The organism is Reyranella aquatilis, from assembly GCF_020880995.1.
Lineage (GTDB): Bacteria > Pseudomonadota > Alphaproteobacteria > Reyranellales > Reyranellaceae > Reyranella > Reyranella aquatilis.
In genome coordinates this window covers 1,088,385-1,102,299 of the sequence record NZ_JAJISD010000001.1, presented here as the reverse complement: position 1 = coordinate 1,102,299, position 13,915 = coordinate 1,088,385, and the positions used below count along the sequence as shown (strand labels likewise).

13 protein-coding genes are annotated in these 13,915 nt (G+C 66.1%); 11 read left to right on the top strand and 2 right to left on the bottom strand.

The annotated features are described in order from the left end of the window. Window positions 1-4: 4 nt before the first annotated feature. The 3 genes from LJ725_RS05355 (at window position 5) to LJ725_RS05345 (ending at window position 1,834) form a co-directional block, all read left to right on the top strand. Window positions 5-394: a RidA family protein gene (locus LJ725_RS05355; protein ID WP_230549574.1), complete on the top strand. Its 390-nt coding sequence runs from the start codon at window positions 5-7 to the stop codon at window positions 392-394. A 17-nt stretch (window positions 395-411) separates the two neighbouring features. After that, window positions 412-720, top strand: a complete 309-nt coding sequence (locus tag LJ725_RS05350; RefSeq protein ID WP_230549573.1) for a hypothetical protein — start codon at window positions 412-414, stop codon at window positions 718-720. A 334-nt stretch (window positions 721-1,054) separates the two neighbouring features. Then, a complete protein-coding gene (locus tag LJ725_RS05345) occupies window positions 1,055-1,834 on the top strand; it encodes a gamma-glutamyl-gamma-aminobutyrate hydrolase family protein (RefSeq protein WP_230549705.1) in 780 nt (259 codons plus the stop codon). Here the strand turns inward: LJ725_RS05345 and LJ725_RS05340 are convergent, their stop codons facing one another. Beyond that, complete coding sequence (locus LJ725_RS05340) at window positions 1,835-2,818, bottom strand: D-2-hydroxyacid dehydrogenase family protein (RefSeq protein WP_230549572.1); 984 nt, start codon at window positions 2,816-2,818, stop codon at window positions 1,835-1,837. Window positions 2,819-2,951: 133 nt separating this feature from the next. On the opposite strand from LJ725_RS05340, the gene LJ725_RS05335 reads away from it, so the two are divergent. The 6 genes from LJ725_RS05335 to LJ725_RS05310 all read left to right on the top strand — a co-directional run bounded on the left by LJ725_RS05335 (window position 2,952) and on the right by LJ725_RS05310 (window position 8,469). Then, window positions 2,952-4,607 carry an NAD+ synthase gene (locus LJ725_RS05335; RefSeq protein ID WP_230549571.1) on the top strand — a complete coding sequence of 552 codons (1,656 nt, stop codon included), beginning with the start codon at window positions 2,952-2,954 and terminating at the stop codon, window positions 4,605-4,607. Between the two features lie 16 nt (window positions 4,608-4,623). After that, window positions 4,624-4,995, top strand: coding sequence for a hypothetical protein (locus LJ725_RS05330; protein WP_230549570.1), 372 nt, complete (start codon window positions 4,624-4,626; stop codon window positions 4,993-4,995). 45 nt (window positions 4,996-5,040) lie between these two features. Continuing rightward, window positions 5,041-5,835 (top strand): phosphodiesterase, encoded by a 795-nt coding sequence (locus LJ725_RS05325; protein ID WP_230549569.1) that lies wholly within the window; start codon window positions 5,041-5,043, stop codon window positions 5,833-5,835. Window positions 5,836-5,933: 98 nt separating this feature from the next. Beyond that, a complete protein-coding gene (locus LJ725_RS05320) occupies window positions 5,934-7,190 on the top strand; it encodes an Nramp family divalent metal transporter (RefSeq protein ID WP_230549568.1) in 1,257 nt (418 codons plus the stop codon). A 26-nt stretch (window positions 7,191-7,216) separates the two neighbouring features. After that, entirely contained in the window at window positions 7,217-7,864 is a 648-nt protein-coding gene (locus tag LJ725_RS05315; RefSeq protein WP_230549567.1) for a glutathione S-transferase family protein, read from the top strand. 2 nt (window positions 7,865-7,866) lie between these two features. Continuing rightward, window positions 7,867-8,469 (top strand): alpha/beta fold hydrolase, encoded by a 603-nt coding sequence (locus tag LJ725_RS05310; protein WP_230549566.1) that lies wholly within the window; start codon window positions 7,867-7,869, stop codon window positions 8,467-8,469. Here the strand turns inward: LJ725_RS05310 and LJ725_RS05305 are convergent. Beyond that, the gene (locus tag LJ725_RS05305) at window positions 8,466-9,356 is read right to left on the bottom strand and encodes an NAD(P)-dependent oxidoreductase (RefSeq protein ID WP_268990389.1); all 891 of its coding nucleotides are present in this window, start codon (window positions 9,354-9,356) and stop codon (window positions 8,466-8,468) included. The two genes, LJ725_RS05310 and LJ725_RS05305, sit on opposite strands and share 4 nt — an antisense overlap. A gap of 94 nt (window positions 9,357-9,450) precedes the next feature. On the opposite strand from LJ725_RS05305, the gene LJ725_RS05300 reads away from it, so the two are divergent. Both LJ725_RS05300 and LJ725_RS05295 read left to right on the top strand, forming a co-directional pair. Next, window positions 9,451-12,648, top strand: coding sequence for a bifunctional cytochrome P450/NADPH--P450 reductase (locus LJ725_RS05300; RefSeq protein ID WP_230549564.1), 3,198 nt, complete (start codon window positions 9,451-9,453; stop codon window positions 12,646-12,648). Further along, entirely contained in the window at window positions 12,633-13,904 is a 1,272-nt protein-coding gene (locus LJ725_RS05295) for a DUF445 domain-containing protein (protein WP_230549563.1), read from the top strand. Before LJ725_RS05300 ends, LJ725_RS05295 begins: the two co-directional genes overlap by 16 nt. Window positions 13,905-13,915: the final 11 nt, after the last annotated feature.

The window sequence follows — 13,915 nt, the reverse complement described above, 5'->3', positions numbered from 1 at the left end:
CGGCATGACCATCAAGTTCCACAATCCCAAGTCCGTCTCCGTGGCCGGCAAGTACAGCCTCGGCGTCGAGGTGCCGCGCGGGGCGCGCGTGCTCCACGTCTCGGGGCAGGTCGGCGTGGATTCTGCGGGCAAGCTGCAGGACGGGATCGAGGCCCAGAGCGACCAGGTCTGGAAGAACATCGGCGAGGTGCTGCAAGCCGCGGGCATGGATTTCCGCGACATCGTCAAGCTCACCGTCTTCCTGACCGACAGCCGCTTCATCCCGGCATTCCGCGAGGTGCGCGGCAAGTACGTCGGCCAGGAGCCCTATCCGGCGTCCACTTTGCTGGTCGTCGCGGGGTTGGCCGATCCCTCGATGCTGGTCGAGGTCGAAGTGGTGGCGGCCAAGCCCTAGACCGAATGGAGCGGGGGTTGCTTCACCTCGAGGCCGTTTCCCGCGACGCCTTTCATGCGAGCGTGAACGCGGCATCGGAGGCTATCACCGGGGCGGGTGGCTGGGTCTCCGGCCATTCGCTGCTCTCCGATGCGATGGCGGTCCTCCAGTTTGAGATCCCGGGCGACCGCCTGCGCGAGCTGGTGGAAGAGCTTGGCGCGCGCGGGCTGAAGACGGAGCTTCCCCTCGAAGCGTCGACCCGCACGAAGGATGTCGCCGGACGCCTGACGCTGCACTTCAGTCGGGGCAGCGGCGACGTGCGGCGTGACGTACCGCCGTTCCAGTAAACCTGGTTGCTGCAGAGGCGCGGTGAAGAAGGTTGGGTCTCGAAGCGAACGCCGGGAGCGGCCTGGTTGGGGTCTCGCCCAACTGATGCGACCCGCTGGGGCCGCTCCCGCCGTGCCGTTCGTGGGTGCCGCTATGCCGTAGCCCGAACGATTGCCCCGGCAATCCTTGCGGCACGTTGCTTGGGTGGAAGCATCTAAACCTCCCTGCTGCATGCGATGCCCGATTCACGCACCGGTGGGCGCTGCTGTCAATCCAAACCGGTGACAGCGGACTCGCTCCGTGCCGGGGCTGGTGCCATTATCGGCAGCGAATGGTCAAAGCAGGCGAGCGTTGATTTCCAGCACCAAGAAGAAGCCCGTGGTCGGGGTGATCGGCAATTCCGGTGTCGTGAACGACCGGCACAACGTCCAACTCGTCGGGCAGCGAAACATGCGGGCGGTCGCCGAAGTCGCCGGCGCGCTGCCGCTGATGTTCGCCGGCACGCCGGACATCACCGACATCGAGGCGCTGCTGGGCGCTGTCGACGGCATTCTCCTCACCGGCGCGCGCGCCAACGTCCACCCGACGCGCTTTGGGCTGGAGCCGCATCCCGCCCACGAGCCGTACGACCAGGATCGGGACGCCATGGCGCTCGGGCTGATCGAGGCCTGCGTCGAGCGCGGCGTGCCGATCTTCGGCATCTGCCGCGGCTTCCAGGAAATGAACGTGGCGTTCGGCGGTTCCCTGCATCCGGAGATCCGGGAGATTCCGGGCCGCATGAATCATCGCATGCCGCGGCTCGAGAATGGCGAAGTGCATCCCGATCCCACGGTGGTGTTCGCTGACCGCCACGAGGTGAGGCTGGTACCGGAGGGCTACTTCGCCACGCTGCTGGGATGCGACTGCATCCGGGTGAACTCGCTGCACGGGCAGGGGATTCTCGATCCCGGCAAGCGCGTTGCCATCGAAGGCGTGGCGGAGGACGGCACGATCGAGGCGATCTGCATTGCCGACGCGCCCGGCTTCGCCGTGGGCGTCCAGTGGCACGCCGAATACGATCCCCAGACCAACCCGATCAACCGCAAGCTCTTCCAGGCGTTCGGCGCCGCGTTGCGCGAGCGCGCCGAAAGCTGATCAGCGGCGCCGGGCGGCCAAGACCGCCGGATTGACGACATGGCTCGGGGTGCCCGCGACGTAGTCGACGATCTGGTCGAAAATGTCGCTGAACTGCACCTCGTACTCGTCGCGCGACACATAGCCGATGTGCGGCGTGGCGATGACGTTGGGCATGTTGAGCAGCGGATCGGCGGTATCGAGCAGCGGCTCCTTCTCGAACACGTCGACTGCCGCCATGCCGGGGCGCCCGGCCTGCAGGGCGGCGACCAGCGCCCCGGGTTCGATCAGCGGTGCGCGGCTGGTGTTCACCAGGATCGCCGTCGGCTTCATCTCGGCGAGATCGGTGCGGGTGACGATACCGCGGGTCGCATCCACCAGCCGCATGTGCAGCGAGAGCACGTCGCATTCCCGGAAGAAGGTCTGCTTGTCGGGCGCCACCTCGTAGCCGTCCCGCCGCGCATCCTCGCGCGTCTTCTCGCGCGACCAGACGAGGACGCGCATGCCGAAGGCGCGACCGTAGCCCGCCACCGTCGCACCGATGCGGCCGTAGCCGTAGATGCCCAGCGTCTTGCCGCGCAATGTCGAGCCGACACCCATCTGCCAGCGGCCGCTCTTCAGCGCTTCGATCTGTTGCGGCAGCAGGCGCGACGCGGCCAGCGCCAGTGCCCAGGTGAGTTCCGCGGCCGCATAGGACGGGGTTCCGGCATGCTGACTCGAGGAGACGACGATGCCGAGCCGCGTGCAGGCATCGATGTCGATGTGAGGGTAGACGCTGCGCTGGCTGATCAGTTTGAGCTTCGGCAAACGCTCCAGCAGCGGCGCGCGGATCTGGGTGCGCTCGCGGAACAGGACCAGCACCTCGGTGTCGGCGAGCCGCTTGGCCAGGCGATCAACGTCCTGCTCATGATCGTTCCACACCGTGACGTCGTGGCCTGCGAGCTTGGCGAAGCAGGGCAGGGTGCGCAGCGTGTCGAAGTAGTCGTCCAGGATCGTGATCTTCATGGCGCGATGCTGGCCGCCCGCGTGTGCTTCCGTCAAATACGCGGCGGATTGCCAAGGCATACTCCCCGTATATGGAGCGTGCAGGAGAAATGCGGATGAATGCCCGTGGAAATCGCGGCACACTGGCCGCGACATGACGGACACACTGAAAGTCGGGTTGGCGCAGCTCAATCCCAAGGTCGGCGATGTCGCCGGCAATCTCGCGAAGGTCCGCGCTGCACGCGCCGAAGCGGCCCGTCAGGGCGCCGACCTGGTGCTCTTCTCCGAGATGGTGCTCGCGGGCTACTTCCCCGAGGACCTCGTCCTCAAGCCTGCCTTTCAGCAGGCCTGCCACGATGCCGTCGAGGCGCTGCGTGCCGATACGCGCGACGGCGGCCCGGCGCTGTTCGTCACCACGCCGTGGCGGGAGGAGGGCAGGCTCTACAATGCCGTCGTCGCCCTCGACAAAGGCGAGATCGTTGGCAAGCGCTACAAGGTCGATCTGCCGAACTACGGCGTCTTCGACGACAAGCGCGTCTTCTCGCCCGGACCGATGCCGGGGCCTCTCGTCTTCCGCGGCGTGCGCATCGGCGTGCCGATCTGCGAGGATGTGTGGACGCCCGACGTCGTCGAGTGCATCGCCGAGACCGGCGGCGAGATCCTGCTGGTGCCCAACGGCTCTCCCTACGAGGCCGGCAAGACCAACATTCGCGTGCAGCTCGGCGTCAAGCGCGTCGTCGAAAGCGGCCTGCCCTTCGTCTACCTGAACCAGGTGGGCGGGCAGGACGAGGTCGTCTACGACGGCGCCTCGTTCGTCCTCGGCGCCGACCGGTCGCTCAAGGCCAAGCTCGCATCGTTCGCGGAGGAGGTCGCCACGGTCGAGTTCCGCCGCACCGCGGACGGCTGGGACTGCCAGCCCGGGCCGGTCGCCCGCGAGTTGGACGGTCTCGAATCGATCTACCACGCGATGGTACTGGGTCTGCGCGACTATGTGAACAAGACCGGTTTTCCCTCGGTGGTGATCGGCCTCTCGGGAGGCGTCGATTCGGCGATCACGGCGGCTGTGGCAGCCGACGCGCTGGGGCCCGAGCGCGTGCACGCGATCATGATGCCGTCGCCCTATACCAGCCGGGAGTCGCTGGAGGATGCCGAGGCTTGCGCCCGGGCGATCGGCATTCGCTACGACGTGGTCGATATCGGCCCGGCGATGGAAGCGTTTCGCGGCATGCTGACGCCGCTGTTCGGCAATCGTGCCGAGGACGTGACAGAGGAGAACATCCAGAGCCGCGCACGCGGCGTCACCCTGATGGCGGTGTCGAACAAGCTGGGCGGCATGGTAGTGACGACCGGCAACAAGTCCGAGATGGCGGTCGGTTACGCCACGCTCTACGGCGACATGTGCGGCGGCTTCAACGTGCTGAAGGACGTCTACAAGACGACGGTGTTCGATCTTTGCCGCTGGCGCAATGCGAACCTCCCGATCGGTGGGCTCGGCCGGCCGGTCTCCGTGATTCCCACGCGCATCATCGACAAGCCGCCCTCGGCCGAATTGCGGCCCGACCAGCAGGATACCGATTCGCTGCCGCCCTACCCGACGCTCGATGCCATCCTGAAGGGCCTGATCGAACGCGACCTCGACACCGCTGCGCTGGCAAAGGAGGGGCACGATCCTGCGATCGTCGATCGGATATGGCGGCTGCTGGAAGGTGCCGAATACAAACGCCGCCAGGCGCCGCCGGGCGTGAAGATCACCTCCCGCAGCATCAGCCGGGAGCGGCGCTACCCTATCGTGAACGGATTCAGAGGATAGAGGCAGGAGTTTCGACGTGAACGACGAGCTCGGGCGGCTGGCGACCCGCGAATATGACGTGACCCTGCCGGATGGTACGCAAGGTCGGCTGGCTTTCGCCCTGTGCGATATCGCCCGGGACAATGCGCTCGCCCAGCATGCCCGGCGGCGGCAGGCCGTCGCCTTCGGCTTGCTGAGCTTCGAGGGTTTGCCGGATGCGCCGCGCAACACGCTGCTCTGGGTGCGCACCAAGGACGGGATGGAGATGACGACCGCCGACGGCGACGACCAGCCCGGCGGCGAGTTGCAGCGCGTGGTGGCGCGGCACTTCATCGTGTTCTTCGATGAGATCAAGGACGTGGCGCCGGAACTCGCCTTGCTGCCATTTCACCTGAAGGATGGCGACTAGGCTCTGGATACGGAGCCAGCGACTTCAGACACCCTGAGGATGGACATGCTGATCGTACAGATCTCCGACACCCACCTGAAGCGCGAGGGCGAGCTGCTCTACGGCCGCCTCGACACGCAAGCCTATCTCGAGCGCGCCGTTGCCCACGTGAACGCGCTCGATCCGCGGCCGGACATCGCGCTGGTGACGGGCGATCTCGTCGACAGCGGCAAGGCGGAAGAATACGCGAACCTGAAGCGCGTGCTGTCGGCACTGGCCGTCCCGTTCTATCTGATCCCCGGCAACCACGATGCGCGTGATGCGCTGCGGCAGGCCTTTCCCGGTCATGCCTACCTGCCGCGGGACGGTTTCCTGCACTATGTCGTCGAGGATTTGCCGCTGCGGCTGATCGCGCTCGACACGCTCGTCGAAGGCAAGGGGCACGGCGCGCTTTCCGCCGGCCAACTCGACTGGCTGGCGGCGCGGCTGGCCGAAAGCGACCGGCCGACGCTCCTGTTCATGCATCATCCTCCGTTCGACGTCGGCATCGCGCCACTCGATGCAGCCCGTCTCCAGGAAGGATCTGGGCGTCTGGCAGAAATCGTACGGCGGCACGACAATGTCGAGCGCGTGCTGTGCGGCCACGTCCATCGGCCGATCACGGTGCGTTGGGCCGGGACCCTGGCGTCGATCGCGCCGAGCACCGCCCATCAGGCTTCGCTCGACCTTCGCGACGGTGCCAAGCTGTCGATGACCATGGATCCGCCCGGTGTCGCGCTGCATCTCTGGCGGCCGCCCACGGGACTGATCACCCATGTGAGCTATGTGGGAGACTTCGAAGGCCCACGCCCCTTCCGCTAGGCCCAGCACTTCAGAAGGACTGAACGTCTACGGCTCTCTTTCGGACTGAGATGGGGGCCTGAGGAACTTGCGTGCTGCTGGCGACGTTTGCGGGGTCCATGACTGCCAATGCTCAGGGACTGATCAAGAGACTGGGGCCCGGTGTCATCACCGGTGCCGCCGACGACGACCCGAGCGGGATCGCCACCTACTCGCAGGCCGGCGCTCATGCGGGTTTCGGTCTTCTCTGGACGGTAGTCCTCACCTGGCCGCTGATGATGGCGGTCCAGTCCGTCAGTGCCCGCATCGGACGGGTTACCGGCCGGGGGCTTGCCGCCAACATGTGCCGGAGTTTCCCGCGCCCCGTGGTCCTGGGAGCGGTCCTGCTGCTGTTCGTCGCCAACACGATCAACATCGGCGCCGACCTCGCGGCGATGGGCGCGGCGGTGGCGATGCTGGTCGGGTGGGGACAGGTGGTCTTCACTTTCGTCTTCGCCATCGCTTCGATCCTGGCGATCGTGTTCATTCCCTACAGCCGCTATGTCGGATTCCTGAAGTATCTGACCTTCTCACTGTTCGCCTATGTCGGCGTCGTCTTCACCGCTCATCTCGACTGGCGTGCGGTGGGCGTGGGTGCGCTGGTGCCGAAGTTCGCCTTCGACAAGGAGACGCTGACCTTGGTGGTGGCGGTCCTGGGCACCACGATCAGCCCCTATCTCTTCTTCTGGCAGAGTTCCCAGGAGGTCGAGGAGGAGGAAGGCGACGACGAGGCGGGGCCGCTCAAGGAAAATCCCGAGCAAGCGCCGCGCGAGCTGACGCGCATCGGCTGGGAAACCGGCATCGGCATGGCCATATCGAACCTGGTGGCCTTCTTCATCATGCTGACGACGGCCGCGACGCTGAATGCCAATGGCAAGACCGACATCGAGAGCACGCAGCAGGCCGCCGAAGCGCTGAAGCCGATCGCGGGAGAGGCCGCCTTCCTGCTGTTCAGCCTGGGAATCATCGGCACTGGCCTGCTGGCCGTGCCCGTGCTGGCGGGATCAGCCGCCTATGCACTCGGCGAGGTGCGGCGCTGGAAGGTTGGGCTGGAGCATGACTTCGGCGAGGCCAGGCCCTTCTATCTCACGATCGCGGCCGCCATCCTCGTGGGGCTCGGCGTCGTGCTCCTGCCGATCGACCCGATCAAGGCGCTGATCTGGAGTGCGGCGTTGAACGGCGTGATCGTGGTGCCGATCATCGGGTTCATGATGATCGTGGCGTCGCGGCGCGAGATCATGGGCGAGTTCACCGCAGCACCCTGGCAACGCGTATTGGGCTGGCTGACGCTGGCAGTGATGGCAGCTGCCGCCGTCGGCATGTTCGTATTGATGTAGCGCTGCGACTCCCTAAGGTGGCCGCCATGAAACTCTATTCCGGTCCTCTCAGCATGTTCGGCGCCAAAGCCGAGATTGCCCTTCGCGAGAAGAGCATCCTGTTCGACCTCGAGATGGTGCCCTTCGAGATGAAGACGCTCTACGAGCCGAAGCATCCGGAGGTCGTGCGCATCAACCCCAAGCGTCAGGTGCCGGTCCTGGTCGACGGCGATCTCGAACTCTTCGATTCGACGCAGATATTCGAGTATCTGGAATCGCTGAAGCGCGATCCCGCTTTGTGGCCGTCTGAGCCGAAAGCGCGGGCACGGGCGCGTCTGCTGGAGCACAAGTCCGACGAGGTCTATTTCCCGCACATCATCCGCCTGATGAGCGATCCGAAGGCGCCCGGCGCGCACGATGCCGCGTCCCGCTTCTACGCCGACATGGAAGGGACGATCGGCGAGCGGGAGTGGCTGGCGGGGGCCTATGGATATGCGGACATCGCCTTCTACATGGCGCAGCTCTTCGGCGAACGGATGGGCGCGCCCATCGCCGCCGAGTTCCCCCGCCTGCACGCCTGGCGCGATCGCATGAGCGCGCGGCCGGCCGTGAGGCAGGTGGCCGGGGCGATGGGGCGTTACCTCCTGTCGATCGGGCGGACCCTCCCGCCCTTCATGAGCAAACTGGGACTCTGACCGTGGCGAGGAACAAGATCCTGTTTCTGCCGGGCGCCGGCGGCTCGCCGCACTTCTGGAAGCCGGTCGCCACGGCCCTGCCGTCGGATTGGCCGAAGGAGCATTTCGGCTGGCCGGGTCTCGGCGCTCAGCCGCACGATCCCGCGGTGCGTGGCCTCGACGATCTCCAGAAAATGGTGACGGACCGCATGGACGGCCCGGTCGACCTGGTCGCGCAGTCGATGGGTGGCGTTCTGGCGGCGCGGATCGCGCTTGAGCACCCGGAGCTGGTGCGCCGGCTGGTCCTCTGTGTCACGTCAGGCGGCGTCGACATGGCGGGACTGGGCGCCTCGGACTGGCGTGCCGACTATCGCAAATCGTTTCCGCGGGCGGCCGCCTGGATCACCGACACACGTCAGTCGGAGCCGCTGCCGGTCGAAAAAATCGCCGCGCCGACGCTGCTGATCTGGGGCGACAGCGACCCGGTGAGCCCTGTCGCTGTCGGCGAACACCTCCTCGCGCGCCTGCCCGATGCGCGCCTCGAGGTCGTGCCGGGTGGCGATCACGACGTGGCCAGCACTCACGCCGACCTCGTCGCTCGCCTGATCGCGAAGCACCTGGCCTAAGGCTTCACGGTCTTCTTCAGGACCGACTCGTAGACCTGCAGGATCGCCGAGCTGTCGTTGTTGCCGAGACCCATGCGGCGGGCCATGCGCTGCAGGTTGTGCGTGGCCGATCCCTGAGGGAGCGGTACATCCAGTTCGTCCGCCAGTTCCATCGCGAGATGCAGGTCCTTGTGCGCGAGGTTGAGCGCGAAGGAAGGCGGCGAGAACTTGCCGGAGAGAGCACGCTCCGAGAAGGACTTGAAGGCCGAGGAATTGCCGCTCGAACTGGAAATCACCTGCACCAGCTTGTGCGGATCGAGGCCGGCGGTGACGCCCAGCATCAGACCTTCGGCCGCGGCGGCGGCGTTGCAGAAGGCCATCATGTTGTTGACCAGCTTGGCGACCGTGCCGGTGCCCAGCTCTCCCATGTGGATCACGTTGGCGCTGAAGGACTGCAGGACAGGGAGCGCGTCGTCGAACACTTTCTTGTCGCCGCCCACCATGATGGCGATGGTCGCCGCCTCGGCGCCGACCGTGCCGCCGCTCACCGGCGCGTCGAGCATGGCGACACCCTTGGCGGCCATGGCGGCGCCGATCTTCTTCACCATCGACGGGGCGTTGGTGCTGAGGTCGATATAGGTCTGGCCCTTGCCTGCATTCGCCAGGATGCCGTCGGCGCCCAGGGTGACCGCCTCGACGTCCCTGGGCATGGGCAGCGAGGTCATCACGATATCGGCACCCCGGGTCACGTCCGCGATGGACTTGCCGGCCGTGGCCCCCAGATCGGTGCAGGTCTTCACCGCCTCGGGGTTCAGGTCGAAGACCGTGACCGAGTGATTGCTGCGCTTGATGAGGTTCCGGCACATGGGGCCTCCCATGTTTCCGACACCGATATACCCGACCTTCATGCGTCCCTCCGGAAATCTGCAGTTGCCGGGACTATACGACAGAAACCCCGGTCCCTTGCTATAAGGAGCGCAATACTGGGAGGAACGACGCCTCATGGCGCGAAACAAACTGCACCCGATTCCCCATCCGCCGCGCACGCCGCTGCTGGGCAACATGCTGACCGTGGACGGCGGGGCGCCGGTCCAGGACCTGATGCGGATTGCCCGCGAGCAGGGACCGATCTTCTGGCTGGACATGATGGGCACGCCGCTCGTCGTCGTGTCAGGCGCCGACCTGGTGGCCGAGCTGTGCGACGAGAAACGGTTCGACAAGGCGGTCCGCGGCTCGCTGCGCCGGGTGCGCATGCTCGGCGGCGACGCCCTGTTCACCGCCGAGACCCAGGAACCCAACTGGCAGAAGGCGCACAACATCCTGCTGCCGACCTTCGCGCACCGGATGATGCAGACCTATCACGAGGGCATGCTCGATATCGCTGACCAGCTTGTGACCAAGTGGGAACGGCTGAACGCCGACGAGGAGATCGACGTCGTGCGGGACATGACCGCACTTACGCTCGACACGATCGGCCTGTGTGGGTTCAACTACCGCTTCAACTCGTTCTATCGCAGCGACAACCATCCCTATGTCGAATCGCTGGTGCGCGCGCTCGAGGCGGTGATGAAGATGCGCGGCCTGCCGCTTGAGGACATCACCCAGCGCAAGACCCGCAAGAAGCTCGAGGAAGATGTCGGCTTCATGAACGGGATCGCCGACCGGATCATCCGCGAGCGCCGGGAGATCCCGGCGGACGACACCACCAAGCCCGACCTGCTGGGCTTCATGCTGAGCGGGCAGGACAAGCAGACGGGCGAGCGGCTCGACGACGTCAACATCCGCTATCAGATGAACACCTTCCTGATTGCCGGTCACGAGACCACGAGCGGGATGCTGTCCTTCGCCATCTACTTCCTGCTGAACAATCCGCACGTGCTGCAGAAGGCCTATGAGGAGGTGGATCGCGTACTCGGGCGCGACGTGAATGCAAAGCCGACGGCGCAGCAGGTCAACCAGCTCGTCTATATCGGCCAGATCCTGAAGGAGTCGCTCAGGCTGTGGCCGACCGCGCCGGCCTTCGGCCTGTACCCGTACCAGAACGAGACGATCGGCGGGAAATACAAGCTGCGCAAGCGCACCTTCGTGACGGTGCTGACGGCGATGCTCCATCGCGACAAGACGGTCTGGGGACCGCAGGCCGAAGTCTTCAACCCCGACAATTTCGCGCCCGAGCGCGAGGCCAAAATGCCGAGCCATGCCTTCAAGCCGTTCGGGAACGGCCAGCGCGCCTGCATCGGCCGGCAGTTCGCCATGACTGAAGCGACGCTCGTGCTTGGCATGATCCTGCAGCGCTTCCGGCTGGTCGATCACACGCGCTACCAGCTCAAAATCAAGGAATCGCTCACCATCAAACCCGAGGGGCTGGTGATGAAGGTGCGGCTGCGGCCCGATATCGTGCGCGGCAGCGGTCGCGCGGCCGTCACCACGACGCCCGCACCGAAGAAGGCTGTCCGCAAGGTGGCTGCCAGCCACGGCACCAAGCTCGCCGTGCTGTTCGGCTCCAACATGGGTACTGCCGAGGAACTTGCGCGCACGATCGCCGAGGATGCCGAGGCAGCGGGCTTCGGCACGACCCTGGCCGGCCTAGACGACATGGCGGGCAAGCTGCCGACAGAGGGCGCCGTCGCCATCGTCTGCGCCTCCTACAATGGCGGGCCCCCGGACAATGCCGTCCAGTTCCTGGAGAGCCTGAAGGGAGCCGCACCCGGTGCGCTCGCCGGCGTGCGCTACACCGTGTTCGGCTGTGGCAACCGCGACTGGGCCTCGACGTATCAGGCGATCCCGCGCCAGATCGACGAGTTGATGGCGGCCAGGGGAGCCGAGCGGCTTTATGCCCGCGGCGAGGGCGATGCGAAGGAAGACCTCGATGGCAACTTCCAGGACTGGTACGGGCCGATGCTGCCGGCCGTCGCGGACAAGCTCGGCATCAAGCTCGACGCCGACGACGGCGCCGCGCAGGAGCCGCTCTACCAGGTTCGGACGGTCGACAGGGCGCCGGTGAACCCGATCATCGGCGGCAGCCATGCCTTGCCGATGCAGGTCCTTGCCAATCGCGAACTGCAGAACCCTGCAATGTCTGGCCGCAGCACGCGCCACATCGAGGTTCTGCTGCCCGATGGCGTGAGCTATCGCGCCGGCGATCACCTCAGCATCGTGCCCCAGAACGGTGCGGCGCTGGTCGAGCGGGCGGTCCGGCGCTTCGGCTTCGCTCCCGGCGCGCATGTCGAGCTGACCGCGGCCGAGGGCAGGCGTGCCTCCCTGCCCACGGGGGAGGCGATTTCGATTCATCGCCTCCTGTCGGATTATGTGGAGCTGCAGCTCCCGGCGACGCGCAAGCAGATCCAGACCATGGCCCTGCACACGCGCTGCCCCTTCACCCGGCCGAGGATCGAGGCGTTGCTGGAAGAGGAGAAGTTTCGGGCCGAGATCCTGGCGAAGCGGAAGTCGGTGCTCGACCTGCTGGAGGAGTTTCCGGCCTGCGAGCTTCCCTTCGCGGCCTTCCTCGAGATGATGCCGCTGATGGTGCCGCGCTACTATTCGATTTCGTCTTCCCCGGTCGCCGACGGCGCGCGCTGTTCGGTGACGGTTGCGGTCGTCGAAGGGCCGGCGCGGTCCGGGGCGGGCGTCTACCACGGCGTATGCTCGAACCATCTCGCGCGTCAGTCGGCTGGCTCCACGGTCCAGGCCTTCGTGAAGGAAACCAAGGTGGGCTTCCGTCTCCCGGTCGATCCGGCCGCGCCGATCGTGATGATCGGGCCTGGCACGGGCTTGGCGCCGTTCCGCGGCTTCCTGCGAGAACGGGCGGCGCTCAAGGCGCAGAACCGGAGGCTGGGACCCGCGATGTTGTTCTTCGGTTGTCGCCATCCCGAGCAGGACTTCATCTATGCGGACGAGCTGAAGGAACAGGCGGATGCGGGAGTCGTTGATCTACGGGTCGCCTTCTCGCGACACGACGGAAGAAAGACCTACGTGCAGGATCTCCTGACCGAGAATGCCGACAAGGTTGCGGCCCTGATCGAGCAGGGCGCCATCATATATGTCTGCGGTGATGGTGGGCGCATGGAGCCGGACGTGAGAAAGGCGCTGATCGCCATCCATCGGGCGAAGGCCGGCGTGAACGAAGCGGCTGGCGAAGCGTGGATGGCAGGGCTCTCGGCCGACAATCGCTACGTGTTGGACGTGTGGGCGAGCAGCTGAGCCGCGACGCCGAGCGCGCCCGCGCGTTGTGGCGGGTCAAGCTCGCCGCGACGTTGCTGCTCGTGGCGACGGGCGTGCTGTTCGTCGTGGCCCGCCACTTCGAGCCGGTCCACTGGATCTGGGGCTATGTCGCGGCCTTCGCGGCGGCCGCGACGGTCGGAGGGCTGGCCGACTGGTATGCCATCGTGGCTCTTTTTCGCCGGCCTCTGGGCCTGCCGATCCCCCATACGGCGATCGTTCCGCGCAATCACCATCGCATCGCCGAGAACCTGGGCGAGTTCATCGAGACCAACTTCCTCGCGCCCGAGCCCGTGGAGGCTCGCCTGCGGGAAGTCGACTTCGCCGCTCTCGTCGCCGACTGGCTGAACGATCGCGAGCGTAGCGCGTCGCTGGCCGGGTTCATCCTGCGCCTCGTGCCCCAGGCGCTGTCCGCCGTCGACCAGTCCGGCCTGAAGGGCTTCCTCGGCCAGCGCGCAATGGCCGAGCTGCAGCGCATCGAGCTCGCTCCCCTGGCTGCCGGTCTGCTGAGTGCGGTCACGGAAAAGGGACGACACCAGAAGCTGCTCGACGAGCTGCTGGTCGCGCTGGAGAAGGTGCTGGCGAACGAGGAAACGCTGGCGGCGATGCGCGAGAAGATCCGCCAGGAACTGCCGGCGCTGTTCAATCTCTATCGCGCCGATGCCTACCTCCTGCGCAAGATCGTGGCCTCGACGACCGCCTTCATCAGAGATGCGCGTGCCGACAAGAGCCATCCGCTGCGACAGGAATTCGACAGTTTCGTTACCGGTTTCATCGTCCGCCTGCGGACGTCTTCTGCCTTCGCCCGGCGCGCCGAGACCCTGAAGCGCGACCTGCTGGCGCGGCCGGAGATCGCGGCCATGGCGGAGGGCGCCTGGGACAGCGTGCGATCCTTCCTCGAACAGGATTCGCGCAGCGCCGACAGCCAGGTTCGCCGCCAGCTCGAAGCCATGCTGGTCGATGTCGGCAGCCAGCTTGCGCGCGATCCCGCCATCCGGGCCGAAATCAACCGCGGCATGGTGCGCGTTCTCGCGGATTTCGTGCAGAGCCAGAAGAGCGGCGTCGGTCGCTTTATCGCCGACCAAGTGAAGTCCTGGGACATCGACGTGCTGATCGGCCGCATAGAGCTGACGGTCGGTCGGGACCTGCAGTATATCCGCTTCAACGGCGCAATCATCGGGGGGCTGGCCGGTTTGGCCTTGCACGCGCTGGAGCAGGGGTTGAAGCTGCACTTGTAACCCACGGGAGG